This is a genomic window from Rhizobium sp. RHZ02, assembly GCF_014851575.1.
Classification (GTDB): domain Bacteria; phylum Pseudomonadota; class Alphaproteobacteria; order Rhizobiales; family Rhizobiaceae; genus Rhizobium; species Rhizobium altiplani.
In genome coordinates, this window is the sequence record NZ_JACUZX010000009.1 from 27,455 (window position 1) to 52,177 (window position 24,723).

Annotated in this window: 27 protein-coding genes; 14 read left to right on the forward strand and 13 right to left on the reverse strand. The window is 60.7% G+C overall.

Features of this window, described 5'->3' with window-relative positions; all coding sequences use genetic code 11:
* Positions 1–43: 43 nt before the first annotated feature.
* Positions 44–427 (reverse strand): VOC family protein, encoded by a 384-nt coding sequence (locus IB244_RS15550; protein WP_018854757.1) that lies wholly within the window; start codon positions 425–427, stop codon positions 44–46.
* 436 nt (positions 428–863) lie between these two features.
* Positions 864–2,135, reverse strand: a complete 1,272-nt coding sequence (locus tag IB244_RS15555) for a peroxidase (RefSeq protein WP_246734422.1) — start codon at positions 2,133–2,135, stop codon at positions 864–866.
* A 634-nt stretch (positions 2,136–2,769) separates the two neighbouring features.
* On the opposite strand from IB244_RS15555, the gene IB244_RS15560 reads away from it, so the two are divergent.
* The 3 genes from IB244_RS15560 to gltS all read left to right on the forward strand — a co-directional run bounded on the left by IB244_RS15560 (position 2,770) and on the right by gltS (position 5,527).
* On the forward strand, positions 2,770–3,207 hold the full coding sequence (locus IB244_RS15560) for a VOC family protein (protein ID WP_192304732.1): 438 nt from the start codon (positions 2,770–2,772) through the stop codon (positions 3,205–3,207).
* Positions 3,208–3,385: 178 nt separating this feature from the next.
* On the forward strand, positions 3,386–4,045 hold the full coding sequence (locus IB244_RS15565) for a dihydrofolate reductase family protein (protein ID WP_018854760.1): 660 nt from the start codon (positions 3,386–3,388) through the stop codon (positions 4,043–4,045).
* Between the two features lie 276 nt (positions 4,046–4,321).
* On the forward strand, positions 4,322–5,527 hold the full coding sequence (gltS, locus tag IB244_RS15570; RefSeq protein WP_192240570.1) for a sodium/glutamate symporter: 1,206 nt from the start codon (positions 4,322–4,324) through the stop codon (positions 5,525–5,527).
* Positions 5,528–5,589: 62 nt separating this feature from the next.
* Here gltS and IB244_RS32215 read toward each other — a convergent pair whose 3' ends face one another.
* Positions 5,590–5,895, reverse strand: coding sequence for a hypothetical protein (locus IB244_RS32215; RefSeq protein WP_246734423.1), 306 nt, complete (start codon positions 5,893–5,895; stop codon positions 5,590–5,592).
* Positions 5,896–6,277: 382 nt separating this feature from the next.
* Positions 6,278–6,835, reverse strand: a complete 558-nt coding sequence (locus tag IB244_RS32220; protein WP_246734424.1) for a hypothetical protein — start codon at positions 6,833–6,835, stop codon at positions 6,278–6,280.
* A 294-nt stretch (positions 6,836–7,129) separates the two neighbouring features.
* Between IB244_RS32220 and IB244_RS15580 the strand changes: the two genes are divergently transcribed.
* A complete protein-coding gene (locus tag IB244_RS15580; protein WP_018116323.1) occupies positions 7,130–7,483 on the forward strand; it encodes a DMT family protein in 354 nt (117 codons plus the stop codon).
* Positions 7,484–7,516: 33 nt separating this feature from the next.
* Here IB244_RS15580 and IB244_RS15585 read toward each other — a convergent pair whose 3' ends face one another.
* The 4 genes from IB244_RS15585 to IB244_RS15600 form a co-directional block, all read right to left on the reverse strand.
* Positions 7,517–7,840, reverse strand: a complete 324-nt coding sequence (locus IB244_RS15585; RefSeq protein ID WP_169680301.1) for an ArsR/SmtB family transcription factor — start codon at positions 7,838–7,840, stop codon at positions 7,517–7,519.
* A gap of 1 nt (position 7,841) precedes the next feature.
* Entirely contained in the window at positions 7,842–8,288 is a 447-nt protein-coding gene (locus IB244_RS15590; protein ID WP_018116196.1) for an SRPBCC family protein, read from the reverse strand.
* Between the two features lie 69 nt (positions 8,289–8,357).
* The gene (locus tag IB244_RS15595; protein WP_192304734.1) at positions 8,358–8,948 is read right to left on the reverse strand and encodes a hypothetical protein; all 591 of its coding nucleotides are present in this window, start codon (positions 8,946–8,948) and stop codon (positions 8,358–8,360) included.
* A 2-nt stretch (positions 8,949–8,950) separates the two neighbouring features.
* Positions 8,951–9,334, reverse strand: a complete 384-nt coding sequence (locus IB244_RS15600) for an acyl-CoA thioesterase (RefSeq protein WP_018854766.1) — start codon at positions 9,332–9,334, stop codon at positions 8,951–8,953.
* 320 nt (positions 9,335–9,654) lie between these two features.
* Here IB244_RS15600 and IB244_RS15605 point away from each other — a divergent pair, with 320 nt between their 5' ends.
* From IB244_RS15605 to IB244_RS15635, 7 genes are all read left to right on the forward strand, one after another.
* A complete protein-coding gene (locus tag IB244_RS15605; protein WP_192304736.1) occupies positions 9,655–11,475 on the forward strand; it encodes a methyl-accepting chemotaxis protein in 1,821 nt (606 codons plus the stop codon).
* Positions 11,476–11,612: 137 nt separating this feature from the next.
* Positions 11,613–12,440 (forward strand): hypothetical protein, encoded by an 828-nt coding sequence (locus IB244_RS15610; protein WP_246734425.1) that lies wholly within the window; start codon positions 11,613–11,615, stop codon positions 12,438–12,440.
* An 87-nt stretch (positions 12,441–12,527) separates the two neighbouring features.
* Positions 12,528–13,550 carry a linear amide C-N hydrolase gene (locus tag IB244_RS15615; protein WP_246734427.1) on the forward strand — a complete coding sequence of 341 codons (1,023 nt, stop codon included), beginning with the start codon at positions 12,528–12,530 and terminating at the stop codon, positions 13,548–13,550.
* A gap of 55 nt (positions 13,551–13,605) precedes the next feature.
* Entirely contained in the window at positions 13,606–15,267 is a 1,662-nt protein-coding gene (locus tag IB244_RS15620; RefSeq protein WP_018854769.1) for an alpha/beta hydrolase, read from the forward strand.
* A gap of 127 nt (positions 15,268–15,394) precedes the next feature.
* Complete coding sequence (locus IB244_RS15625) at positions 15,395–15,553, forward strand: hypothetical protein (RefSeq protein ID WP_167354909.1); 159 nt, start codon at positions 15,395–15,397, stop codon at positions 15,551–15,553.
* Between the two features lie 258 nt (positions 15,554–15,811).
* Complete coding sequence (locus tag IB244_RS15630; RefSeq protein ID WP_018854771.1) at positions 15,812–16,027, forward strand: hypothetical protein; 216 nt, start codon at positions 15,812–15,814, stop codon at positions 16,025–16,027.
* Between the two features lie 113 nt (positions 16,028–16,140).
* Entirely contained in the window at positions 16,141–17,550 is a 1,410-nt protein-coding gene (locus tag IB244_RS15635) for an aspartate aminotransferase family protein (protein WP_169680198.1), read from the forward strand.
* Between the two features lie 81 nt (positions 17,551–17,631).
* On the opposite strand, the gene IB244_RS15640 is transcribed toward IB244_RS15635, so the two are convergent.
* Both IB244_RS15640 and IB244_RS15645 read right to left on the reverse strand, forming a co-directional pair.
* A complete protein-coding gene (locus IB244_RS15640; protein WP_192304740.1) occupies positions 17,632–18,051 on the reverse strand; it encodes a DoxX family protein in 420 nt (139 codons plus the stop codon).
* Between the two features lie 117 nt (positions 18,052–18,168).
* Complete coding sequence (locus tag IB244_RS15645) at positions 18,169–19,215, reverse strand: diguanylate cyclase domain-containing protein (RefSeq protein ID WP_192304742.1); 1,047 nt, start codon at positions 19,213–19,215, stop codon at positions 18,169–18,171.
* Between the two features lie 286 nt (positions 19,216–19,501).
* On the opposite strand from IB244_RS15645, the gene IB244_RS15650 reads away from it, so the two are divergent.
* From IB244_RS15650 to IB244_RS15660, 3 genes are all read left to right on the forward strand, one after another.
* Entirely contained in the window at positions 19,502–20,818 is a 1,317-nt protein-coding gene (locus IB244_RS15650; RefSeq protein ID WP_169680202.1) for an extensin family protein, read from the forward strand.
* Positions 20,819–21,215: 397 nt separating this feature from the next.
* Entirely contained in the window at positions 21,216–22,142 is a 927-nt protein-coding gene (locus IB244_RS15655) for an ABC transporter ATP-binding protein (RefSeq protein WP_192304744.1), read from the forward strand.
* Positions 22,139–22,900, forward strand: coding sequence for an ABC transporter permease (locus IB244_RS15660; protein WP_018854778.1), 762 nt, complete (start codon positions 22,139–22,141; stop codon positions 22,898–22,900). Before IB244_RS15655 ends, IB244_RS15660 begins: the two co-directional genes overlap by 4 nt.
* A 10-nt stretch (positions 22,901–22,910) precedes the next feature.
* Here IB244_RS15660 and IB244_RS15665 read toward each other — a convergent pair whose 3' ends face one another.
* Genes IB244_RS15665 through IB244_RS15675 form a run of 3 tightly spaced genes read right to left on the reverse strand, consistent with a single transcriptional unit; the run spans position 22,911 to position 24,625 of the window.
* Positions 22,911–23,612, reverse strand: coding sequence for a TIGR02281 family clan AA aspartic protease (locus IB244_RS15665; RefSeq protein ID WP_025661983.1), 702 nt, complete (start codon positions 23,610–23,612; stop codon positions 22,911–22,913).
* Positions 23,609–23,824 (reverse strand): DUF1289 domain-containing protein, encoded by a 216-nt coding sequence (locus tag IB244_RS15670; protein ID WP_192304746.1) that lies wholly within the window; start codon positions 23,822–23,824, stop codon positions 23,609–23,611. The genes IB244_RS15665 and IB244_RS15670 overlap by 4 nt, the downstream gene beginning before the upstream one ends.
* Before the next feature lie 18 nt (positions 23,825–23,842).
* Positions 23,843–24,625 (reverse strand): adenosylcobinamide-GDP ribazoletransferase, encoded by a 783-nt coding sequence (locus tag IB244_RS15675; RefSeq protein WP_192304748.1) that lies wholly within the window; start codon positions 24,623–24,625, stop codon positions 23,843–23,845.
* Positions 24,626–24,723 lie beyond the last annotated feature (98 nt).

Below are 24,723 nucleotides of genomic sequence, written 5' to 3' on the forward strand. Positions count from 1 at the left end.
CTGATCATCGGCGTTACGGCTGCTTGCGGACATCAGGTCGGCGTCATCCGCGTGCCGGCTGAAAGAGCTCAACGGAATTTCCGGAGGGATCAATCAGCAGGATCTGCGACCCGCCCGGTCCGGTGACGATCTCGTTGCGGAACTGGACGCCGGCGCCGCGCAGGCGCGCCACTTCCGCCGACAGATCGTCGACGATCAGATGGATGCGGTTCCAACCGCCGGGGCGGGGCAGTTCGCCGTCCGGCATCGGCCGTCCCGCGGAACTGGTCGGTCCGCTGAGCAGCAGCCGCAGCGCTCCACGCCGCACATCCGCGAAGGCGGGAGCGTAATTCGTCAGAACGGAAAAGCCGAGATGCGTCGTGTACCAGGCGATGGCTGCCTCGACATCATCGACCATGTAGCGGACATTGACTGTGGTTTCCGCCATGTCCTCCTCCCGATGTTGGGCGGCCAACGGTGGCGCCGGTCGCCGTCACGCGTAACTGCCAATTGTCTCACCAGGAAAAGTGTCGCGGCCCGGAGAAAAGGGAAGCCCGTCGCGGCAGATGATGTGCGCCTCATTTGCATGCGGGCTGTATAGTGGCTGAAAAGCTTGGGCGTCTGGGACGTCGGGTGCGAACACGCACTCGGTCTCGCTCTTGCGGCTCACCCCTGCCACGGGCACAGGGGTGAGGAGTGTTCGATGCGTAAACGGGAACCGACCGGCTAGGGGAGGCTGCGAAAGAAGGCCAGCGACGGCATGAAGAAGTATTCGCCGCCCTTCATGGTCACTGCCTGCGGCGGTGCGGTCGTGGTGGTCATCGTCGAGCCGCCCCATTGCGCCGGACAATCGATATCGGGGCGTGGGTTGGGGCTCTGGCCGATCACCAGGTCGAGACCGGGGCTGCCGGCGCCTGCGGGCACCCGGGGAAAGCCCGGATTGTTTGCCCATGTCCCTTGCGCAAATTCGAACTGCTGCGCGATGTTTGCATTGAAGGCCATGAACAGCAGGCCGACATCCTTGCTCGGCTTGTTGTCGATCCGGCCGTCATTGGGCTGGTCGGTGCGCACGCCGTAAGTCTGGCCGCGCCGCGCCATGATGTGCAGGCGCTCGCCCTCGACCGGCTCGAAGCCGCCGGAACCGCGCGGGTTGACCTTGCGGATATGGCCGAAGAACGGACACTTGGCGCGCCGTTCGGATCGCTGTCGTAGTTGAAGTCGTTGGGAACGGGATGGTGGTTGCCGTCGGCGAACTGGGTCGTCAACGGCGTGCCGTCCTCGAAGCGGCCGACCAGCATGGCGCCGGCTCGCTCGGCGTCGTCGCCCCTCAGATGCAGCCGCTTTGCCAGCGCCTTCTCCTGCTTCTTGAACAGCTTGACGTTCTGCTCGAGCTTGCGGAATACGAAGTAGCTGCCGAAATGCCTCGTCGGATCGGGCGCCGCGGTATCCGGGACGATGACGCGGTTCAGCCCGAAGGCCGGATCCCAGTTACTGGTGCCGTCGGCGGTTAGCCGCTCGTCGTTTATTTCCTCGGTGAGAAACAGCGGCTGGCTGCGGCCGTCGACGTAGCCGAAGTGCTCGATGCCGTCGCCGTTCTTGTTGTGCAGACCGTGGCCCTTTTCCTCGCCGAGGATCTGAACACCGTGGGCGGCCTGGATCAGTTGATGGACTGCGGCAAGAACCCGGTTGCGCGGCCCGGACATCTGGTCGCCGACCAGGATGACGGCGTCGATGACGTCGCGGAAATGCGGATCCCAGTTCGCCGGAGCCGGGTCGTTCAGCGCGGCGTTCTTCATGCCCGCCAGGAACGAGCCGTCCTGCGGGATCGTCGGGTCGGGGACTTGCAGGGCCGTGTAGCCGTGGCGCGTGATGCCGACTCCGACATAGGGGGTTCCCTTGGTGCCGTTGGCCTTGAACGCCTTGACCTCCATCAAGTGAGTCCGCGCGGCTTTCAGGAGCGGCGCGCCGGCCGGTGGCTGCGACAGCGATTTCAGCAGGGCCCGGCCGCCGGCCGGGTCGGTGAATTTCAGGAACAGGACGGTCAGGAATTCGCGGGTGTGCGCCTTGACGATGTTCGGTTGGAGCTCGTCGAGCATCACCGCTGCGTCTCCTGCCGCGCTCTCCCACGAGAGCGGCTGGGTAAGATCAAAAGGCATGGCTTCTCTCCACAGGGCTTGTCGGCCTAGGATGTCAATGCGCATGGCGGTAACTGTTCAGACCGACGATTGATCTACTGTTGTCTTCAATATGTCTGAGGTCTCAGGCTATCGTTCTTTCGCAAGCGGTATCATCGCCGCCAGACAGCTGACGGGCGCTTTGCCGGTATCGATCTATTTATGCTTACATATCTTGGTTGCGCGATTGCAACCTATATATGTATTTCACGAATTACCTTTTGTCGCGATAACTATTTATAACTAGAGGCTTGGCGGAAATTTCCGTACCGAAATTGGGGCGTTCGCTTTGTGGTAAACGCTCCGGTTGTATCCGCGTGCATCAACTGACGGCGTTTGCTGTTGAGGTGCGGATGGAACGAGAGTGATTGCAGGACGCCTCGTCATCGGCTTCAGGTCACTTCGCCCAGTCGACGACGCCCGACAGGATAGCGCCTTACAGGTTCGATTTTATCTCAGACGGTTGTCGGCACGTCGCATGGGCGATCGTCCTTGGGAGTGTAATAGACGTTTGAAAGCCGGGTGGCGTTTTGAGGCCGTCCGGATTCAAGCGTCTGACGCGGACAGTACTAGGCGACACCTTGTAGATTGGAACGACACCTTGGAGATTGGAAGCATGGCGCTCAAGCGGATGGATAATGTAGGAATCGTCGTCGAAGACCTCGGAGAGACGATTGAATTCTTTCGCGAGCTCGGCCTCGAGCTCGAAGGGCGGGCCACGATCGAGGGAGAATGGGCCGGACGTGTCACTGGACTGGCCCATCAGTGTGTCGAGATTGCCATGATGCGCACACCCGATGGACACAGCCGGCTTGAGCTCTCCCGCTTCCTTGCGCCTGATGTCGTCGCAGATCACCGGAACGCCCCGGTCAACGCCCTAGGCTACCTCCGCGTCATGTTCGCCGTGGACGACATCGACGAGACGCTTGAAAGGCTCCGCAGGCGCGGCGCGCAACTCGTGGGCGAAGTCGTCCGGTACAAAGATATATATCGGCTCTGCTATATCAGGGGGCCTGAAGGGGTTCTCATCGGGCTCGCCCAAGAACTCAGCTGAGCGCAATACGAAGACAAGACTAATGTCAGCGAGCGAGTCCGAGGCAGGCCCAGTGTTCGAGATCCATCCCGCCATGGCCGGCCGCGTTCTCGCCAAGAACAATTAAGTCGTCAACACCGGCCGGCTCGCTCGAGAAAGCCGCCGTCAGCAGCCTAAACGGCCACAAAGGAGAACAGGCATGAGGAAGATCATCACTGGTGCATTCGTCAGTCTCGACGGCATCATGCAGGCGCCGGGCGGTCCGGACGAGGACCCGATCGGCGACTTCAGGTATGGCGGCTGGGCCGCTCCCTATTTCGACGAGGCGATGGGCGAGACCGTGGGTGAGATGTTCGCCAATCCTTTCGATCTTTTGCTCGGCCGCAAGACCTACGACATCTTCGCCGCGCACTGGCCCTATGTCGCGGCCGACGACCCGATCGGTCCACTTTTCGATCGGATCACCAAATATGTCGCGACCCGCAACCCGGACTTTGTGCCCAGCTGGCAGAACAGCCAGGTGCTCGGTGCCGATGTGGTCGGCGCGCTCAAGGCGTTGAAAGGCGGCGATGGACCGCACCTGTTGACACAAGGGTCAACCGACTTCCTGCAGACGCTTTTCAAGAACGACCTGGTCGACGAGCTGAATATTTCATTCTTTCCCGTCGTGCTCGGCAAGGGCAAGAAGCTGTTCGGTGACGGCGCCTTTCCGGGCAAACTGAAGCTCGTCAGCTCGCGGGTTTCGGGCTCCGGCGTTACTGCGAACAAGTATGTTCGTGACGGCGACATCGTCACCGGCTCGTTCGAATTCGAGCAGCCGACTACGGCCGAGCTCGAGCGACGCAAGAACCTGACCTGAGGCAATAGCCGGGTGGTGCGGCATAGGCTGGGCGAGGAGCGGCGGCAATGCATCGCTCTTCGTCTTCCATGCACGCCCTTTTCAAAGGTGAGCATGAAGGTTCAAGGATTCCAAAATGCGGCGTCGCGGCAGAAGTCCCTGAGGTTGGGATGCCGCGGCCGTTTTCCCTGCCAGTATCGCGCGTATTTTTCTGGCTCAATCCCGCGTCGTGTGCCAGATTTCCGGCAGCAAACCGTCGCCGCGGCAGACGTGGCGAATCTTGGGGAAGGGTGGCGCGTGGCGGCAATTCAGGTTCCGGGGCTACTGTCTTTCACGATTGCAATTCTGGTGTTCTTTGCTGGGGCAACTCTGAACCATCTTTTCCCCATTCTGACGCGGTGGAGCATTCCGGAGGCGGTGACAGGCGGGATGCTTGCGGCGGCGGTGACGCTCCTCGCATACACGCTGTTCGACATCGAGATCAGCTTCGCGCTTCAGGCACGCGATCTGCTGCTTCTCTATTTCTTCACAGGTATCGGTCTCAACGCCCGGCTCACCGATCTTGCCGCCGGCGGCAGGCCTTTTCTGATCCTTCTGGTCATAACGGTCGCCTTCCTGATCATCCAGAATCTGACGGCCATTGGAACAAGCGCGGCGCTCGGCCTGCCCAGGGGCATCGACATTCTGCTCGGCTCGATTTCGCTCATTGGCGGACACGGCACAACGATCGCTTGGGCTCCAATCGTTTCGAGCCGCTTCGGGGTCACCAACGCCATGGAAGTCGGCATTGCCAGCGCAACGCTTGGCCTTGTCATCGCCAGCCTTATCGGCGGGCCGATCGCACAGCGACTGATCGCCCGATACCACCTGAGCGGAGCGGCGAACGAAGAGTTGACGATCGGGGTGTCGCATAAGTCGGCGCGTGAACATGACGATGAGGTCAGCGCGGTCAGCTTGTTGAGGACATTGTTCGTCACCAACATCGCGATCCTGACGGGATATGCCTTGGAGGAGGTGATCGAGGAGACCGGCTTCAAGCTCCCGCTTTTCGTCGTTTGCCTTCTGGTGGCCATCGTGATGACCAATGTCGTCCCGTTGGCGGCTCCACGCCTGCCATGGCCGACGCGGAGCCGTGCGCTGTCGCTGATATCCGATCTTTCGTTGAACGTGTTTCTCTCGATGTCGCTGATGAGCATGCAGCTCTGGGCCTTGAGCGGCCTAGGGCTCTCGCTCATCCTGGTGCTCGGGGCGCAGACGTGCGTGACCGTCATCTACATCCTTTTCGTCGTGTTCCCGGCGATGGGGCGGAACTACGACGCTGCAGTGATTTCCGCCGGCTTTGGCGGTATCGCGCTAGGCGCCACACCGACGGCTATCGCCAATATGACAGCGGTCACCAAGATTCACGGTGCCTCCAGCATGGCGTTCATCATTCTGCCGCTCGTTTCCGCCTTCTTCATCGACCTGATAAACGCGGCAGTCCTTGGCTATCTTGTCCAATAGGGACTGACGACGCAGCGCTGGTCCTCGGCGTCGTCAGGCATTCCGCGGATCGGGGCCTGCTGCTACACGATGACCGGCATCAGGAAGGCGACGAATTCGGATTGCTTTGCGCCTGCTGCGTTCTTCTCCAGACGGGGGAATGTCCTCTCGCAGATCGTGTTGCCCTGGTTGCCGCCGAGGAGCGTTACCGTCGTGCTGGTCCAGGAGACCACGAAGCCGACATGGCCGTTTCCCGTTGCCCAGCTCGCGTCGGAGAAGGGGGCGTAGCGGCGAACCGCGATCGCGCCTGGTTGCGGGACTTGAAGGACATGAAACTGCTTCTTCTTGTTCCAGAAGAAGGAGCGGGCGCTTGGATGGTCGGTGCCCATGTGCCCACTCGTGACAAGGCAGTAGTTGACGAAGGCGGCGCACAAATCGACTTCGTCGCAACCATCAACCTCGAACCATGGGCGCAGACCTTGAAATAGTTCAGGATGCGCGGGTTCTCTCCGGGATCAGGCCATTGGCTGCGTTCATGTGCGGGAAGGGCAGCTTCCCGGCGAGCAATGGCCATCCAGTCCTGCGTGGCCGACGCCGCCGACGACGCCACGCCGATGGCCGCGCCTGCGCCGATCAGCGGCGCAGGCGGTCCGTTCGGCCTGATTGTGCCAGGTTTCCAGCCCTCGACGACCTGGATGAAATTTCGCGATCTTGCGGAAGTCGTCCATCTTGAGGTCGGCGAGAACCGCCGTCAGCGCAATGCCGGTCTTGTCACGGATGAACTTGGCGTAGTGTTCGGATTGGTTCTCGTTCGGCGGCGCATAGCGGAAGATTGCCTGCTTGAGGGTGAGCTTGATGTAGGCGGTCGTTCTCAGCAGGGGCGATGATCGCCGCCTTCCCGCTCTCCTCGTCGGGAAAGATCGCGAAGCTGCCGTCATCGCCGATGGCGCCGCAATTGATCGAGAAGTCGCCCTTGCGGATATTGCCGGCGTTGCAATTACGCCAGGAGCGCGAGCCGCCTTCGCGGATTTCGTCACGCCCGTCCGCGTCGGTATAAAGGATCGTTTTCGGCGCGATCGCGCGGGCGTGGACGAAGGGTCCATGCGCGCCTGCTGGCGCCGGGGCAGGGCTATCCATGTTGGCAACGGGCGGTGTGCTCGGCATAGTCTCGCTGAGCTGGGCTCCGTCCGATGCGGAAGGCAAGGGCTCGTAGGTAACGGTATAGCTGCCATCGGCATTGGCGATCGAACCGACCTTCATATTCGCCTTCGCGAGCGCCGCAAGCAGGCCAGCCAAACTGGATTTGTTGATATCTGTGATCGTGTCCATGGCGCGTCCCCTCCGGCAGACGTCTGGTGAGGCCATCCGGACCGGCGATGCGCGGCAGTGCCTTGCGTCGCAGCGTATCGGACTGTCAATCTGCGGATGCCTTCCCTATTAGGCGCACAGCTTTGGAGGAATTGACACCAATCAACGTCAATCATGGATTGTGCTTTTGAGGCTGGCTGACGGGCATCGATTTCAGTTACCGGGCGTGCATGAGGCGACAAGATGGGGTAACCCCTTGCGGAGCAGAAAATTGGCGATACATGCTGCCGCCACCTTTAACTCCAGGAATCGACCATGCCTTTTGCCCTTAGCCCAACCGCCATCTGGCCGGTTGTCATGCTTTTCGCCTCAAATATCTTCATGACCTTCGCCTGGTACGGGCATCTCAAGCACAAAGGCGCGGCGCTCTATATCGCCATTGTCGTCAGCTGGGCGATCGCCTTCTTCGAATACTGCCTTGCCGTGCCTGCCAACCGTATCGGTTCGGCCGTCTATACGACGGCACAGCTGAAGACGATGCAGGAGGTGATCACGCTTATCGTCTTTTCCGGCTTCTCCGTCTTCTGGCTCGGCGAGAACCTGACGTGGAACCACGCCATTGGCTTCGCCCTGATCGCGATCGGCGCATCGTTCATCTTCCGCGCCTGAGGTCTGACTGGTGGCTTGCTGCACGCCAGGGGCCTAACGCTCCACGAAGGCGCGCAGGCGCTCGAGCGCGTCGTCCCATTGCCGGGAGACGCTGTCGAGATACGCGCGCATCTCGCCGATCCGATCGGGTTGGAAGGCGTAATGGCTTTCCCGCCCGACCTTGGTGGAGCGGACGAGGCCGACCTGTTCCAGCACATGCAGGTGTTTCGTTATCGCCTGGCGGGTAAGCTCGGTGCCGGCGGAGAGGCCGGCGATCGAGCGCTCGCACCCGTCGCTGAGGGTTGTCAGCAGTGACAGGCGCGTCGGGTCTCCCAAGGCGGCAAACAGGGGGGCCGCATTGTCGCGGCGGAATTCAATGTTAGCGATCGAGGTATTCCTTGATGTTTTTCATTTGCTCGGCCCAGCCGCCGTCGTTCATCCGGAAGGCTTCCTCGCGGCGATGCGGCGGGACCTTGTCGAAACCTGACTCCGTCACCGTCAGGCGCGACCCTGACGGCGTCGGCTCCAGGCGGAATTCGACGAGGGTCGGCGGTTCGCCGGAATAGTCGACATCAGGATCGATGGCGTAGGGATGCCAGGTGAAGGAGAAGAGCTCGGGCTTCTCCATGCGTTTGACGGTCGCCTGCCAGCGGATGTGCTCGTAGCCGGGATAGGTTATGTGGCCGGTCGAATTCTCTCCCGGCACGAAGGGTCCGTCCAGCTGGACGCGGAACCATTCGCCGAACTCGCGGTGATCGGTGATGGCCTTCCAGACGCGTTCGACGGGCGCGTTCAGTTCGATGATCTTCTCGATGCGATCAGACATATCAGCAACCTCCTGGTTGCCTTTTTTAATCGCATATCCGCGACCAATTGGCAACCAAAAAGTTGCGCATCATAATCCGAGGACATCGTAGATGCGGAAAATGAAGCTGATCTGATAGACGAGATTGAGCCAGACAAAAGCAGTGTGGAAGCGGCGGCTTCCGGTCCAGGCGGCAATACAGCAGAGTACGATGTAGACGACGTTGCGCGCCGGAAACTCCCAGCCGAGCGACTGGATGTGATCGGCTCCCTTGATCGCCGTATCGACGATGTCGACAGCATAGGTGATGGCGAGCGTGCCGAAAAACCACTTGCGGCGGGAGTAGAAATATTCCTCGTAGCCGCCGTACTCATCCAGCGAAGCGGGGAAGAGCAGGGCGCACAACATGAAGAACAGCCCGCAGAAACAGATGAGAAACAAATAGACGCGGAAATGGAGCACCGGTACGGCCTGCAGCCGGTACTCCCACCACCAGATGTGGATGATGAAGAGGAACATGGAGGCCGCCCAGCCGAGATGCACGGCATAGGGCTTCGCCTTTCCGGGGTGTTGGATAATGCCGGCGATCCCGGTCAGCAGCCGCGCAAGGCTAAGCGAGATCACCATCCCCATCACGACCTTGATGTGGAGAAAGACCTCCGGCGAGGCGACCGTTTCCATGCCTACTCCGCGGGAACCGGCGTCGGCTGGCCGCTTTCGTCGAGGGCGACCATGATGAAGGTCGCGGCCGTCACCTTTTCCATGTTGTTATATCGTGCGCGGGTCGCCCAGGCCTCGACCGACAGTGTGATCGACGTGCGGCCGACGCGTTCGATAGTCGTGAAGACTGACAGCGTATCGCCGATCTTCACCGGTAGGGCGAAGGCCATTTCCTTGACGGCAGCGGTGACGACGCGGCCCTTGGCGCGTTCGGATGCGGTGATGCCCGAGGCAAGGTCCATCTGTGCCATGACCCAGCCACCAAAAATGTCGCCGGCTGGATTGGCGTCGGCCGGCATGGCCACTGTGCGAAGGGTCAGCGCGCCATTCGGCTTGGCGTCGGTCATGGAAGGCTCCTGTTCAGTGATACGGGGACAACGATTCCGAGGGACCCTAGCGCAGATGCCTTTAAAGCGAAACGCGGCCTGGTCCGGTGGCGATGCGTACAACGCCGCAGACTGCTACCATAGTTCTATAAGATCTTACCTAGCGTGTTTGTATGGGCGGAAGCTTGTTGAAATAAATCAATGCTTTGTCGCGAGAAGTCAGTCCCTGGCGAAATCTCTCGCCTTACGGCAGTTCAATAAAATCCAATTCAAATTCACCATCCGGTAAGACCCGCATAGCAGTATTCGACCATTATTAAATTCTGAACTGCCGGGGCTCAATGCGTAACGTCAAGATTTCTACCCGCCTTTATTCTCTCGTGGCACTGGCACTGGCTATTCTGGTGCTCGCGATCACCTTCTTCCTCAACTATTCGCACGCGAAGCTGGAGAGCGAGCGCAAGCACGGTCTTGCGCAAATGGATACCACGGCCATCGCCATCTTCCAGAAGTACTACAAGCTGGAACAATCCGGCGCGATGACGCGGGAGCAGGCGCAGGGTGCAGCGAAGGAAGTGATTTCGGCCATGCGCTACGGCGACAACGGCTACTTCTGGATCAACGACATGCATCCGACGATGATCATGCATCCGATCAAGCCGGAGCTGAACGGAACGGACCTGTCGCAGAACAAGGATCCGACTGGCAAGTTCATCTTCGTCGAGTTCGCCAACACCGTGAAGAGGAGCGGTGAGGGCTTCGTCGACTACTACTGGCCGAAGCCGGGTGCAGCGGATCCTGTGCTGAAATATTCTCACGTGGTCGGTTTCGAGCCCTGGGGCTGGGTGGTCGGTACCGGCGTCTATGCTGACGATCTTGCGGCGCTCTATCGCCAGAATGCGATCTGGGCCGCCGGCGCCTGCCTCGTCGGCGCGATCGTGATTATCGCCGTGGCCTTCGGGATTGTGCGCAGCGTCACGGCGCCGATCGCCCGGCTGAAGGGTGCGATGAACGCCATTGCCGATGAAGCCGGCGCCGTCGATATTGTCGACCACGACAGGCGCGACGAGATCGGCGCCATGGCGAAGTCTCTCCTTGTGCTGCGGGATTCCGTCCGCGAGCGGGCCCTGATGCGGGATCGCGAGAGCCAGCACCAGTTGCAGATCGAGGAGGAGCGTCGCGGCAACGAGGCCAACTGGCGCTCGGCAGCGGATCGCCAGACCTTCGCGATCCAGTCGCTCGGCGCGGGACTTGAAAAACTGGCTGCGGGCGACCTGACCGTGTCGATCGGCGATCTCGGCCAGGATTATGCCAAGCTGCGCTCCGACTTCAATTCCGCTGTGGACGCACTGAACGGCGTGATCCGGGCGATCGCGGAGTCGACCAGCGTCGTCAACGACAGCGCCGGCGACATCAGCGAGGCGACCAACAATCTGTCGAAGCGTACCGAGCAGCAGGCGGCTGCGCTGGAAGAAACGGCGGCAGCTCTCGACGAGATCACTGCGACGGTGCGGACCGCTTCCGAACGTGCAGCAGAAGCCCGCGAGATGGTGGCGGAAACCAAGACCAGCGCCGGCAAGTCTGGCGATATCGTCCGCAACGCAGTCACCGCGATGAACCGGATCGAGGATTCGTCGAACCGCATCGGCCAGATTATCGGCGTCATCGATGAGATTGCCTTCCAGACAAACCTCCTCGCACTCAATGCCGGAGTGGAGGCAGCGCGCGCGGGCGAGGCGGGACGCGGGTTCGCCGTGGTCGCACAGGAAGTGCGCGAATTGGCACAGCGCTCCGCCAATGCAGCGAAGGAGATCAAAGTGCTGATCAGCACCTCGGCAAGCGAGGTAAACAACGGCGTGACGCTCGTGCGTTCGACTGGGGATGCGTTGCTCGAAATCGAGGAACTGGTCAACCGCGTGAACAATCACGTCATTTCAATCGCGACTGCGGCTCGCGAGCAGGCCGCGGGGCTCAACGAGATCAACACTTCGGTCAATCACATGGACCAGATGACGCAGCAGAATGCCGCGATGGTCGAGGAAACCACGGCTGCAAGCCAGACGCTGGCCGACGAAAGCCGGCAGTTGAGCACGTTGCTTGCCAATTTCAGACTACGGGCTGCCGGCGGAACCAGCGCCGGACGCATGTCGTACGCGGCCTGAACGGTAAATCCCTAAGGAGGAAGAGGGCTCCCGGACGGTGTTCGGGAGCCCTCTTGTCTGCGTCTACTCCCTCGTGCGTCCCTTGAATTTGCGCTTTCAGATAGTAAAGTGCATGGCGTCCCCAACGGAGGCTAAGAATGCTTCGATTCTCGCCTTGCCTGCCGAGGAGCCTTTTTAGTCTCGTTTTCTGCCTATCGTCGATTGTGTTTTCGGCAGCCAGGGCTGCCGATTTTGATGCCGAACGCATGGAGCCGGAACCCGAATGGGCAGTGATTGTCAGCCCCTATGTGTGGGCAGCCTCCCTGAAAGGCAACGCGTCGCTTGCCGGCTTCGATACCGACGTGGACGTGCCGTTCTCTGAAATCTTCGACCATCTCGATCTCGCGCTGATGGGCAACGTCGAAGTCACGAACGGCAAATGGGGTGTCTACTTCGACGGGCAGCATGTTCAGACAAGCCAGGATGAGCGGGTCTTCGCGCATGAGATCGGGATCGACATAAAAACCACGACACTTGCTGCGGGGGCGTTTTTCAAAGCGTATGAAGTAGAACTTGGCGGGCAGACCGTCTTTGGAAAGCCGCGCACAATATCCTTCGAGCCGACAGTCGGCGTTCGCTGGACAGAACTGAAGGCAGACGTTTCTGCCTTTGGCGTCAGTTCGACGAAGAGTTCTGACTGGGCCGATCCATTCATCGGCCTTCGAATGAACGCCGACCTCACCGACCGTTGGAACCTGTTTGCCGAGGCTGACGTCGGCGGTTTCGATGTCGGCTCAAAGGTCAGCGTCAATGCGCAGGCGTATCTCGGGTACCGGATGGAGATGTTCGGCAAGCCGACGATCCTGCGTGCAGGCTATCGTCTGTTGTATCAGGACTATGAGAACGACGATTTCACCGGCGCGAACAAGTTTCGCTGGGATGTCAGCCAACATGGGCCGGTCGTCGGCTTCTCGATGCGCTTCTAGTTCAGTTCAAAACAACGAATGGAGTAGCGGATGATCTTCGGCAATAACCCTCTGGCTCGTTCGCTTGTTGCGTTCGCCGTCGGATCGATGATGGTCTTCGGGCAATCGGCGGCTCAGGCATGCACGCGATTGGTCTATCTCGGCCCTGACGGCAACATCATCACCGCGCGGTCGATGGATTGGAAGAGCGACGTTGCTACGAACCTGTGGGTGCTGCCGCGCGGCATTGAACGCAATGGTGAGGCGGGGCCAAACTCGATCAAGTGGACCGCGAAATACGGCAGCGTTGTTGCGACGGGATACGACGTATCGACGACCGATGGGCTCAACGAGGCGGGCCTTAATGTCAATCTGCTCTGGCTCGTCGAATCCGAGTATCCGAAGTTTGACAAGGACAGCAAGCCCGGCCTGACGATCGCCGCGTGGGGGCAGTATGTGCTCGATAACTTTGCGACCGTCGACGAGGCTGTAGCGGCGTTAGGAAAGGAACCCTTCACGATTGTCAGCGACAACGTGCCAGGTGAGAACCGGCTCACGACGCTTCATCTATCCATGTCCGACAAGACCGGCGACAGCGCGATCGTCGAATATATCAAGGGCAAGCAGGTCATTCACCACGACCGCAAATACCAGGTGATGACGAATTCGCCGACCTTCGATGAGCAACTGGCGCTGAACACCTATTGGAAGCAGATCGGCGGGACAGTCATGCTGCCGGGCACAAATCGGGCGTCCGACCGTTTCGCGCGCGCCTCGTTCTATGTGAATGCCATTCCCAAGGATGAGGACCCCAACAGGGCATTGGCGAGTGTCTTCAGCGTCATTCGAAACACCTCGGTCCCTTATGGCCTGAACACGCCCGAAGAGCCGAACATTTCGTCGACGCGCTGGCGGACCGTCGTCGACCACAAGCGCATGCTGTATTTCTTCGAGTCGGCCCTGACACCCAATACGTTCTGGGTCGATCTCAAGGCAATCGACTTCTCCAAGGGGAGCGGTAAGGTGAAGAAACTCGACCTGGGCGAGAACCAGGACCACACCTATTCCGGGGACGCGACAAAGGAGTTCAAGGACTCTCAGCCGTTCAAGTTCCTCGGACTTCAGATGTAGGCAGGCTGGGCGGTCGTGCTGCCTTTACCGGCGCAAGACGCATGAGAGGGAACGCATGAAACGTTTGCTGTTGCGCCTGTTCGTATCGCTTTCGACGCCTGGGTTGGCGCTTGGCTTCATCTTCTTCGCCGCGTCGCTGACGCCGAGCCTGATGCCACGCTCCTATTTGATTCAAGGCGTGTTGTCCGGCATTGCCGCGGCCGTGGGATATTTCTTCGGGGTGGCCTTCAGCTGGCTCTGGAAGTACCTGGAACTGCGGGTCCCCGGTGTTGGCAGGCTGCGCGGCAACCTGATCGTTTGCGTACTCGGCGTCGTGCTGGCCGTAATCTTCCTTCGGCGAGTTGTCGACTGGCAGAATTCCATTCGCGACTTGTGGCACATGGAGCGCGTCGATACCGCTGAACCCTTCAGCGTCGCGTTCGTCGCAATCGTCACCTTCTTCGTTGCTGTTCTGATCGGCCGGCTGTTTCGGTTCACCTGTCTGTTCCTGTCGGGATGGCTATCACGATACGTTCCGCGCCGCGTCTCGCAGGTCATCGCAGGTGTTCTTGCGATCGCACTCTTCTGGTCGGTCGTGGATGGCGTATTGCTGCGGGCGGGATTGCATCTCGCTGATAGTTCGTTCCGCAGCGTCGACGCGCTTGTGGAAACGGGCGTGCCGATGCCAGATGACCCGGCAAAGACCGGGAGCACTGCCTCGCTTGTCACTTGGGAGGGACTTGGGCGTCGCGGACGCCAGTTTATCGCTTCGGGACCGACAGCGGCCGAGATCAGCGATTTCTGGAAGGCGCCTGCGCGCGAGCCGATACGAACCTATGTGGGCCTGAACAACGCTGAAACGATCGAGGGGCGCGCAAAGCTGGCACTCGAGGAGATGAAGCGGCAGGGCGCGTTCGAACGCTCGCTTCTCGTCATCATCGTTCCGACCGGCACCGGCTGGATCGACCCGCAGGCGATGGACCCGCTCGAATATCTGCATCACGGTGACGTGGCGAGCGTCGCTCTTCAATATTCCTATCTGGCGAGTTGGCTATCGCTGCTGGTTGAGCCGGAATATGGCTCGGCCTCAGGCAAGGCGTTGTTTCGGGAAGTCTATGGCTACTGGACGACCTTGCCACGAGACAAGAGACCGAAGCTCTACCTGCATGGCCTCAGCCTTGGCGCGCTGAATTCGCAGGTATCTGCCGATATATTCGACATTGTCGCGGATCCGTTTCAGGGGGCTTTGTGGAGCGGGCCCCCTTTTGAAAGCAGGATGTGGCGAGACGTGACGGCGGCGCGCAATCCCCAATCGCCCGCGTGGCTGCCGCAGTTCCGCGACGGATCCCTCATCCGATTTACCAACCAGACGAACCACCTGGATATTCCCGGGGCGACCTGGGGACCCATTCGCATCGTCTACCTGCAATATGCCAGCGACCCAATAACCTTCTTCGATGCCTATTCCTTCTATCGGGAGCCGGCATGGATGAGGCGTCCGCGCGGCCCGGATGTTTCGCCGAGCCTGCGTTGGTTTCCCGCGCTGACGATGCTGCAATTGCTGGTCGACGTGGCAATCGCCACGAGCTCTCCCATGGGGTACGGTCACGTCTATGCGCCCCAGCACTATATCGATGGCTGGGTCGCTGTGACCGACCCGAAGATTGATGCTGAGAAGCTCGATGCGTTGAAGCGGTTGTTCCAAGAGCGGTCCGCGCAGGCCAGTGCTGCCGATTAGTTATCCACAACACGCCGGTCAAGAACGGAAAGGCTGTGCGTTAACCACGTTCATTATGCTTTCATTTAGGCTCTCGTATCAGTTTGCGCCGCAGTGGCTGGGAAACCACAGCATTGAGGCTCGAAACATGACCTATAGCGGCTTGATTGTGACTGCCATCGTGGCCGGTCTGATCACAATTCTGGCAGTCGGTAGCCGTCCGGCCACCGAAGCCGCGTCCAACTGGCCGCAGATGGACGTGATGAAAACGGATCGTATCGTTACGGGGAGCGTCCCTGCGCAATAAAACGGGGACCTTGGATTTGCTCTGTGCCGACGGCCGCGAGCGCCTCTGAAGGGCGTCGCAACTTGTATTCAGGGCCTACCTGCCGCGAGGCGACATCGCTGCGAGAGCTCCGGCAGGATCAGGAACCGTTTTTGTCCTGGTCGTTTCTGGGCTTCCGGCCACCAGCACAAAAAATCGTTCACCCTAATTGCTAGTCCAAAGCAAGAGGACGTTAAGAGTCAGTGGGTTAAGTGGGTGGGGTTATCGAGGCAATCTACCATGTACAGTTCCGACCTACGCTACGACGTCATTTGCGACCCGCTTGATCTCTGGATGGTGTGGGACAACGACACCGAGGAGCCCGCATCCTTCGGCGGGCAGATATTGCACGGCTTGACGGAAGGCTATGCCGTCGAAGTCGCCAAGATCATGAACGAGCTCTACGGCAGCGAGAAACACGAGGCGCCCGTGGCACTTCGCAGTGCAGGCGCCTGATTATCTGAAAGCGTTCCGTCGGTGGGTTGAGCCGTTTGGCTGGCTCCGGCACTGAGTTCAGGCTATTCTCCGCCATCGCAGGCTCAACTGCCTGATGTTGGGGGGGCGGACGCATGGGCACGAAGGAATTGTTCTCAATCGCTGCCGACCATGCCGCGCGCTTTCGCGACACGATCGATAGTCGGCCCCATCATCCGTTGCGGGATTACGCCGGCTCGCTGGAGGCTTTCGCCGCTCCGCTGCCGGAACAGCCATCGCCACTTGTCGACGTGCTTGACGAGCTAGTAACAACGGCCGAGCCCGGACTGCATTTGATGACCGGCCCTCGCTTCTTCGGCTGGGTCATCGGTGGCTCTCACCCAATGGGGGTAGCGGCTGACTTCCTTACCAGTGCGTGGGGACAGAATGCCGGCAACCATACGGTATCGCCTTCGGCCGCGGCCGTTGAAACAGTGGGCGGGCGCTGGCTGCTTCAGCTGCTCGGACTCCCCTTAGAGGCCTCAGTTGGTTTCGTTACCGGCGCAACCGTCGCGAATTTCACTTGCCTGGCGGCGGCCCGAGGCGAGGTGCTGTTGCGCGCCGGCTGGGATGCCGACGCCAACGGGCTGTTCGGAGCGCCGCCCATTTCAGTGCTGATCGGCGATGATGCGCATACGACGGTATTTTCTGCCTTGCAGTTTCTCGGTCTCGGCCACGACCGCGTGATACGGGTCCCGACCGATGATCAGGGGCGTATCGTGCCGGCAGGGTTCGAACAGGCCGTTGCTGATGTCTCTGGCCCGCGCATAGCGATCCTCCAGGCCGGGCAGATCAATACGGGTGCCTGCGATGATTTCGGCAGGTTGATCCCGATCGCCAAATCGAAAGGCGCATGGGTGCATGTCGACGGGGCGTTCGGCCTCTGGGCGCAGGTATCGGCACGGCGCCGTCATCTCACTTCAGGCGTGGAGCAGGCGGACAGCTGGGCGACGGACGGGCACAAGTGGCTGCAGACGCCATACGATTGCGGCTATGCAATCGTTCGCGACGAAGTCGCGCATCGGCGGGCCATGACCATATCGGCGAGCTATCTGCCGCTTGCCAGCGAAGGCGAGCGCGATCCCTCGCACTATGTGCCGGAGCTGTCGCGGCGCGCGCGTGGCTTTGCCACGTGGGCGATGATCAGGCATCTCGGACGCCAGGGCATCGAGGCCTTGGTTGATGGCGCCAGTGACGTCGCGGCATCCATAGCGCAGGCGCTTGCCAAAGAGCCGGGAATTGCGATCGCCAACGATGTGCTGCTCAACCAAGTGATAGTGCGCTTCGGAGCGGACTGGCCGGCCGAGCAGGCCGACGAGCTGACCAAGCGAACGATCGGTGCCTTGCAGCGGGAAGGCGCCCTGTTTGCCGGTGGCGCGATATGGCGCGGCAGGCAGGTCTTGCGGCTGTCAGTCACGAACTACCAGACGAACACTGCCCAGGCGGTGGAGGCGGTCGAGGCGATCGTGAGAGCCTATCGGGGAGAGCGGTGCGATGCTGCGTGACCGCATGGTGACTTCGCGCAATAATCTTCGCGACGGATCGGCGACGAGGGTAGGTGTTCAGATTTTTTAGTTCGACCGGCGCTACTGCCCGCGGCTTCTCAGCCAGTGATCGATCGAGAGAGCGCCGGCTCCCGCCGCGGCGAGCACGAACATCCCACCAGCAATGGCCAGGTCCTTCTCGAAATGAAGGAGTTCGTTCTGGTCGCTGAAGTTCGTGTGGTAGAGCGTGGCGGTTGCGACGCAAAACAGGCCCAGGGCGGCTGCGCCGAAGCGGGTCAAGAGCCCGCCCGCAATAGATAGGCCGGCGCCGATCTGGAGTGCGATCGTTGCCACAAGCAGGGGAACGCTCAAGCCGAATTGCGCGGCCATCTCGACGGCGCCTGAAAAATTCAACGCCAGCGAGACGCCTTCATGCAGGAAAATCCAGGCGAGAAGCAGCCGGCCGATCAATATTGCAAGGTCGCGTGCGCCTGGGGCGACCGGGGATCTGCTGTCTGCCATATGTCACTCCTGACGCACGTTGCCGATGACCGCAGTCAGCCTGTAGTATAGTCCAGATGCGTGCATCCGTCGCCAGCGTTTCAGAAGGCACGTTGCTCGGTCAATGCGTGGGAGAGGTTAGGCGGCGTCCATCTTTGGATTGTCGATGCAGGCGGGAGCCTGGTGGACCTGGAAGCGGTTCTTGCCGTCGCTTTTCGCCTTGTAGAGCGCGGCGTCGGCGCAAACGAAGATGTCAGAACGCAGCGATGCGTCGTGGAAGGCAACCCCGACGGATGCGCCGACATCCATTTTGGCGCCGTTCCGTTCGATAGAGCGGCTGAGGCGCCGAACGACTGTCCCGGCGAGCGCGGCGACGCTTTCGACACTGTCGTAGCCGCTGACGAGAACCGCGAACTCATCGCCGCCAATCCGTGCCACGAGGTCTGCCCCCGCGCACGCTGCGAGCAACCGTTCTGCCGTTTCCTTGAGGCAATCGTCGCCCGCCTGGTGGCCGAAGGTGTCGTTAATGCCCTTGAAGCCGTCGAGGTCGATCAGAAGCAGGGCAGCGGCATTGCCGCCAACGGAGCGCAGAGGCAGGCGCTGCAGCGCGGTCTGAAACTGCGCGCGGTTCGGCAGGCCGGTCAGGATGTCGAATTCCGCCAGATAGCGGATCTGATCGTACATCATCTTTTCAGCCGTGATGTCGAGTTTCATGCCGAAGATCCGGACGGGGACATCGTCTTCACACTCAACGGTCGCGGTGATGCGAATCCAACGCGTATGGCCCTTGGGCGTGAGGATCTCGGCATCGAGCGTAAATCCGGTCCGCTCCTCGATCGCTCGGCCGCGGAGACGAATAAGCTCGGAAAGCGATTCTCTAGAGTAGCATTTCAGGATCTCGGCGCGGTCGAGATTCGCCTCATGTGGCAGGTCGAAGAGATCGTAGACCATCTTGGTCCAGACAAGCTGATTGTCGGGTAGGCTGCATTCCCATACGCCAATCCGTGCGGCCTCGGACGAGCGATCGAATATCTTCCGGCTGTGCGCGAGGGCGACCGCCTGCTGTTCGAGCTGCCGCTCCTTGTCCGCGAGTTGGCGTTCCAGCGCCGCCACGGCAGCCTCGCTGCTACCTCGGGATGACGCCATCGGGTCTGCGATTTTGACGAAAGCAGCGAAGAAACTCATACCCGGTCCGACGTTGGATGGCTCAATCTTACAATCGTTGGAATGACTTAAGATTTCGTTTTTGTACAGCATGCGGCAACTTGTGTTGTCGAGGGCGGCTATGTCCAAATTGTGACAGCTGCGTGTCGGGCCAGCGTCTTGTCCTTGGCCTGGATAGGTGCTGTCCGGGCTCGGTTTCGGGAGTTGGGGGCGGCAGTCGCGATCCGGGTAAGCTTTCGTTCACCGTTCATCGTTAAATTTCGGCTCAAGTTTTAGATCCCTGCCGTTCCTCGGAAGCGATGAGAGTATGGCGTTTGTTCCCATTCTTCGGCAATACGTATTGCCCGTGCTGCTATCGACAGCCCTGGTGACGTGTTCCACCGATGGCCTTATTCCGCCCGGCGAGGTGGACAATGGAACACGGGTGGGATCGATCTCTCCGGCAAGCCGCCGCGCACCTGTGCCGCAAATGCAGACAGCGCCGAGCGAGCAGGCCTATCCGGCCGCAAACGCGCCTGTCAGCGATGCCGCAGGATCGGTGGATTATCTCAACACCCCCAATCTTGCTGGAACAGGTGAGAGCCGCAGTGGCAGCCAGACGCTACGAGCATCCGCGCAGCCCGGGCGACTGCCAATGATCGACAGCGACGAGGCGATGGCGGGCGCGCAGGGCGCTGCCGGCTCACTTCGAAACCAGCCTTCGACCTGGGGCGGAACGCAGCCACTTTCCGTGCCTACCGGTGGCGTCAATATGGATGCTGAACTGGGGGCGGAGCCTGTCGTCGGTCTGGCAGAGGAGCAACAGCAGCAGATCGCCGAGGGCCAGTCCGACCAGCCCGTTGTCGATGGCATCGGCACCGAAAATCCGACCCAGCTTAACAGCGCGCGGATCCCTGCGCCCGCGGCGCAGGCGCAGATGGGTAACGCACCTGTCTGGAATGACGGAAGGCGGGTGGTTGCGCCGGCGCGCGTGCCCGAAGAGAACGAGGTCGCCATGTTGCGACCGAACAACCCGACCGCGCCGATGATGAGCGAACCGGTCGCGCCCGCTGATCCGAGCGTAATGCCAGCCTCGGAGCTTGCCTGTCGCCGTGAGTTGAAGCGGATGGGTGTCGTCTATACCGAGAAGCCGCCGATCTCAAACGGGCCGGCCTGCCAGGTGCCGTACCCGATCTCATTGCAGGGCCTGTCAGGCAATATCGGCGTCCGGCCGGCGGTGACGCTGAATTGCCAGGTGACGCTCGCCTTCGCCAAATGGGTCAAGAACGAGCTCGCGCCTTCCGCCCGCTTTCGCTACTGGTCCGGTATCAAGACCATCCAGCCCCTCGGCGGATATAGCTGCCGCCGCATGAACAACAGCCGGCAGCGCTACAATCCGATGTCCGAGCACGCTCACGGCAACGCAATCGATGTCGGCAAGTTTGTCCTGAAGAGCGGTCACGCGATCGACGTGCGCAAGAAAGGGTTGTTCTCTTTCCGGGAGGGCAGGCTGCTGCAGGCCGTGCGCAGCGACAGCTGCAAGTACTTCAACACGGTGCTCGGACCGGGCAGCAATCCAGAGCATTGGAACCATTTTCACTTCGATCTGCGCGCACGCCAGAGCGGTAGGGTCTACTGCGATTGAAAAGGAAAGGCCGGCCCGAGAGCCGGCCCCCAATGCGAACGCGGCGCGGGCGACGGCCGCCCAGCCGGATCCTGTCATCTCATGTCATCATAGGTAATACACTCTACTGTATGTCGAGGAAGCAAAGGAGCGTAACGAGATCGCTCGGACGGCGGCTCCGCAAGGGGTGCGGCGGGACGGAGAGCGCTTGCCTGCCTCGCCGTCTTTATGGATCAGAAATATCACCGTCTGATGACATCTGCTGCTTTGGGGTTCGCTGAAGGCGCGAAGGATCTTTTCTTCCCGCGCGCCTTTTCACGCAAGTGAATACTCTGTTCACCTGTGTTGGGATGTCAAAACTACTCAAAGCGGATATATAGCGCCCCAGCAACTCCCGCCGCAGATGTCAGAAGAGTTCATGGCCCCCATCATTTCCATCCGAAATCTCACCAAGACCTACGCCAACGGATTTCAAGCGCTCAGGGGCATTGATCTCGATGTCGAGAGGGGGGAGATTTTAGCCTTGCTCGGGCCGAACGGGGCGGGCAAGACAACTATGATCTCAATCGTCTGCGGTATCACGAATCCGACCGGTGGCACGGTCACGGTCGATGGCCATGACGTGGTGAAGGAGTTCCGGGCGACGCGCTCGATGATTGGCCTTGTTCCCCAGGAACTTACCACGGACCAGTTCGAGACCGTGTGGAATACCGTCAGCTTCTCCCGCGGGCTGCACGGCAAGCGGCCCAATCCCGGGCATATCGATAAGGTGCTCCGCGATCTGTCGCTGTGGGACAAGAAAGACAATATGCTGCGGCAGCTGTCCGGTGGCATGAAGCGGCGCGTGCTCATTGCCAAGGCACTGTCGCATGAACCGCAAATCCTCTTCCTCGACGAGCCGACCGCGGGCGTGGATGTGACGCTGCGCAAGGACATGTGGCACGTCGTGGAGAAGCTGCGACGCTCAGGCGTCACGATCATCCTGACGACACACTACATCGAAGAGGCGGAAGAGATTGCCGATCGTGTCGGCGTCATCAACGGCGGGGAGCTGCTTTTGGTGGAAGACAAGACGGCGCTGATGGCCAAGCTTGGCCGCAAGCAGCTCATTCTCGAATTGACCGAGCCATTGCAGGCGTTGCCGGATCGGTTTGCCGGCAACGGCCTCTCGCTCGTCGCAGGCGGCACCCGCCTGATCTACGATTTCGATGCAGAGAAAGAACAGGAAAGCGTTGCCACGTTGCTGACCCGGCTCAGCGAGCACAACATTCACTTCAAGGATCTTTCGACGCAGCAGAGCTCGCTGGAAGACATCTTCGTGGCGCTCGTGGGAGGATCGAAATGAACGTCGAAGCCATCAAGTCCATCTATTTCTTCGAAATGGCGCGCACGCGCCGGACGCTTCTGCAAAGCGTCGTGTCGCCGGTGATCTCGACGTCGCTCTATTTCATCGTTTTCGGCGCGGCGATCGGCTCGCGAATCCAGGAAGTGGAGGGGGTATCCTACGGCGCGTTCATCACGCCCGGCCTGATCATGCTGACGCTGCTTGGCCAATGCATCAGCAACGGGTCGTTCGGCATCTACTTTCCGAAGTTTACCGGCACGATCTACGAGGTCTTGTCGGCCCCGGTGGCCATGAGCGAGATCCTGCTTGGCTACGTCGGTGCGGCGGCGACGAAGGGACTGATGATCGGGGTGATCATCCTGCTTACGGCGAATCTATTCGTGGATATCAGGATCCAGCATCCTGTCATGATGGTTCTGTTCTTCCTGCTGACGGCGATCACCTTTAGCCTTTTCGGATTCATGATCGGCATCTGGGCCGCCAACTTCGAACAGTTGAACCTGATCCCCATGCTGGTCGTGCCGCCCCTGACGTTTCTTGGCGGCAGTTTCTATTCGATCAACATGCTGCCGCCGTTCTGGCAGGCGGTAAGCCACTTCAATCCGGTGCTCTACCTTGTCAGTGGTTTCCGCTGGAGCTTCTTCGGCATTGCCGACGTCAATCCGCTGGTCAGCCTCGGGATGATCTCGCTCTTCCTGCTGATTTGCCTCGGTAGCCTGGGCTGGATCTTCAAGACGGGATACAGGCTGCGGAGCTAGACCGAGGCCATTAGTCTCGCATCCGCAGTTCGTCCGTCTGGATCTGGAGGGAGCCGAGGGTGGAGAGGAAGCTCATGCCGAGCAGGCTCTGGTCGAGCTTGCCGTCCTCAGCGACGCTGGCCGGGACGTTGTGACGAACGATCGGGCCGATCGCGACCTCGGCAAGCGTCACGCGAGCTGCGCGGGCGCGGCCGTTGGCAGTCATTACGCTCATCGAATAATCGAGATTTTCCGGGATGATGCCAACTCGCTTCGCATCCTCGCGGGACAGCGCGATCATGCTGGCGCCGGTATCGACCAGCATGGAAATGCTCTGGCCGTTGACCGTGACATAGGCTTCGTAGTGGCCGTTCAGGACTTTGTGAAGGATCACCTCCTGACCGCCCTCGCTGGTTGTCACGACAACGGCACGCCCCGGCACGAGGCCGGCCAGCAGGCGGTTACCGACGCCAAGCGCTTCCTGGCGATACAGATACACGGTCGCAAGAGCGAGGATCAGCACGAGCCAGATCATGAGGTTGCGCAGTGTCTCGCTCGCGCTCGTGCGCCTCGCCCAGATGCCGGCGGCCAGCATTAGTGCAATAGGAAGCAGATAGACAAAGCGGCCGAAATCATCGGTTCGCATGCCGAAGACGCGGGTCGTGTCGCCGCTGAATAAGAGGACTGCGAGACCGAGGCCAAGGACCGCAAGGACGATCGTCAGACGGTTCATGCACGCTGCTCCGCTATGGCCTGCTGAGTCGGCTTCGATGGGGTCGTCAGTCCGCATGCGGCAAGCCGCGCGGGCAACAATGTCATCAGACGCCGGCGCTCTTCGTCGGAAAAGGACATCCAACCGCCGATCTCCGGAAGCGTGCGACCGCAACCCGTGCACAGGGCGGTTTCCGGATCAATTGAGCAGACGTGGATGCAAGGTGTTTGCATGCAATCTATATCGAGATTTCAGAAAGCCATGGCAAGGGCGCAGAAGGCGGCGATCTCCGAAATCTGCTGGGTAGCCCCAAGCGTGTCGCCGGTGTGTCCCGTGAGTTTGCGACGGACGATGCGCGTGAAGACCATGGCGGATAAACCGCAGGCGAGAAGGGCGCAGACGAGGGGCAGGAGGCCAAGGCTCGGCCAGAGCAGCAGGGCCGCGAAAAGGCAGGCTGTGGCGAGCGCCATGTGCATCGCACCTTCGCCCGGCTGTCCCGCGGCGGCCGCCACACCATCGGGTTTTGCTGCCGGCAGCCGATGCCAGTGCCAAACGAGCGCGGCGCGGCTGATACAGGCGATCGCCGGAATGGCAAGGGCTGCAGCCATGGGCGGGGCTTCTCGTGCGACAGCGGCGAGTCCCGCCGCGCGAAGCGCAAACGACAGAATCAAGGAGATCGCGCCGTAGGTCCCGATGCGGCTGTCCTTCATGATCGAAAGCGCGTGATCGCGGTGGCGCCCGCCGCCGAGGCCATCGGCGCAGTCGGCGAGGCCATCCTCGTGCAGCGCGCCGGTCAATGCCGCCTGGACGGCAAGCGCGGCGAAGGCCGACATCAGCCGGTCGGCGCGTAGGCCAAGCATGACCAGCAAGACGAGCGCAGGCAGCAGTGCGATGACAATGCCCGCCGCGGGGAAGGCGCGGGAGGCGCGGTCAAGCTTGCCGTTAAAGTCGGCGAAGGCAAAAGACGGCATCGGAATACGGCTGAGGAAGGCAACCGCACGAGCAAGGTCGGCCGCATAGTTTCCGATATTCATTCTGACCCCGACCCCGCGACCATATGCAGCGCTTTAGGTGTTGTTCGCCTCGGCGCCTGCCTTTAAGAGAGTTGCGACGAAAGAAGCTGATTTGCAGC

What these genes read in the sequence shown, in the direction of transcription:
- IB244_RS15605 (WP_192304736.1), top strand. Translation starts at nt 9,655, where the DNA reads ATGCGTAACGTCAAGATTTCTACCCGCCTTTATTCTCTCGTGGCACTG.
- IB244_RS15660 (WP_018854778.1), top strand. Translation starts at nt 22,139, where the DNA reads ATGAACGTCGAAGCCATCAAGTCCATCTATTTCTTCGAAATGGCGCGC.
- IB244_RS15580 (WP_018116323.1), top strand. Translation starts at nt 7,130, where the DNA reads ATGCCTTTTGCCCTTAGCCCAACCGCCATCTGGCCGGTTGTCATGCTT.
- IB244_RS15600 (WP_018854766.1), bottom strand. Translation starts at nt 9,334, where the DNA reads ATGACCGACGCCAAGCCGAATGGCGCGCTGACCCTTCGCACAGTGGCC.
- IB244_RS15550 (WP_018854757.1), bottom strand. Translation starts at nt 427, where the DNA reads ATGGCGGAAACCACAGTCAATGTCCGCTACATGGTCGATGATGTCGAG.
- IB244_RS15665 (WP_025661983.1), bottom strand. Translation starts at nt 23,612, where the DNA reads ATGAACCGTCTGACGATCGTCCTTGCGGTCCTTGGCCTCGGTCTCGCA.
- IB244_RS15610 (WP_246734425.1), top strand. Translation starts at nt 11,613, where the DNA reads ATGCTTCGATTCTCGCCTTGCCTGCCGAGGAGCCTTTTTAGTCTCGTT.
- IB244_RS15655 (WP_192304744.1), top strand. Translation starts at nt 21,216, where the DNA reads ATGGCCCCCATCATTTCCATCCGAAATCTCACCAAGACCTACGCCAAC.
- IB244_RS15675 (WP_192304748.1), bottom strand. Translation starts at nt 24,625, where the DNA reads ATGAATATCGGAAACTATGCGGCCGACCTTGCTCGTGCGGTTGCCTTC.
- IB244_RS15645 (WP_192304742.1), bottom strand. Translation starts at nt 19,215, where the DNA reads ATGAGTTTCTTCGCTGCTTTCGTCAAAATCGCAGACCCGATGGCGTCA.
- IB244_RS15625 (WP_167354909.1), top strand. Translation starts at nt 15,395, where the DNA reads ATGACCTATAGCGGCTTGATTGTGACTGCCATCGTGGCCGGTCTGATC.
- IB244_RS15595 (WP_192304734.1), bottom strand. Translation starts at nt 8,948, where the DNA reads ATGGAAACGGTCGCCTCGCCGGAGGTCTTTCTCCACATCAAGGTCGTG.
- IB244_RS15620 (WP_018854769.1), top strand. Translation starts at nt 13,606, where the DNA reads ATGAAACGTTTGCTGTTGCGCCTGTTCGTATCGCTTTCGACGCCTGGG.
- IB244_RS15640 (WP_192304740.1), bottom strand. Translation starts at nt 18,051, where the DNA reads ATGGCAGACAGCAGATCCCCGGTCGCCCCAGGCGCACGCGACCTTGCA.
- IB244_RS15555 (WP_246734422.1), bottom strand. Translation starts at nt 2,135, where the DNA reads ATGCCTTTTGATCTTACCCAGCCGCTCTCGTGGGAGAGCGCGGCAGGA.
- IB244_RS32220 (WP_246734424.1), bottom strand. Translation starts at nt 6,835, where the DNA reads ATGGACACGATCACAGATATCAACAAATCCAGTTTGGCTGGCCTGCTT.
- IB244_RS15650 (WP_169680202.1), top strand. Translation starts at nt 19,502, where the DNA reads ATGGCGTTTGTTCCCATTCTTCGGCAATACGTATTGCCCGTGCTGCTA.
- IB244_RS15560 (WP_192304732.1), top strand. Translation starts at nt 2,770, where the DNA reads ATGGCGCTCAAGCGGATGGATAATGTAGGAATCGTCGTCGAAGACCTC.
- IB244_RS15615 (WP_246734427.1), top strand. Translation starts at nt 12,528, where the DNA reads ATGATGGTCTTCGGGCAATCGGCGGCTCAGGCATGCACGCGATTGGTC.
- IB244_RS15670 (WP_192304746.1), bottom strand. Translation starts at nt 23,824, where the DNA reads ATGCAAACACCTTGCATCCACGTCTGCTCAATTGATCCGGAAACCGCC.
- IB244_RS15630 (WP_018854771.1), top strand. Translation starts at nt 15,812, where the DNA reads ATGTACAGTTCCGACCTACGCTACGACGTCATTTGCGACCCGCTTGAT.
- IB244_RS15565 (WP_018854760.1), top strand. Translation starts at nt 3,386, where the DNA reads ATGAGGAAGATCATCACTGGTGCATTCGTCAGTCTCGACGGCATCATG.
- IB244_RS15635 (WP_169680198.1), top strand. Translation starts at nt 16,141, where the DNA reads ATGGGCACGAAGGAATTGTTCTCAATCGCTGCCGACCATGCCGCGCGC.
- IB244_RS15590 (WP_018116196.1), bottom strand. Translation starts at nt 8,288, where the DNA reads ATGTCTGATCGCATCGAGAAGATCATCGAACTGAACGCGCCCGTCGAA.
- IB244_RS32215 (WP_246734423.1), bottom strand. Translation starts at nt 5,895, where the DNA reads ATGGGCACCGACCATCCAAGCGCCCGCTCCTTCTTCTGGAACAAGAAG.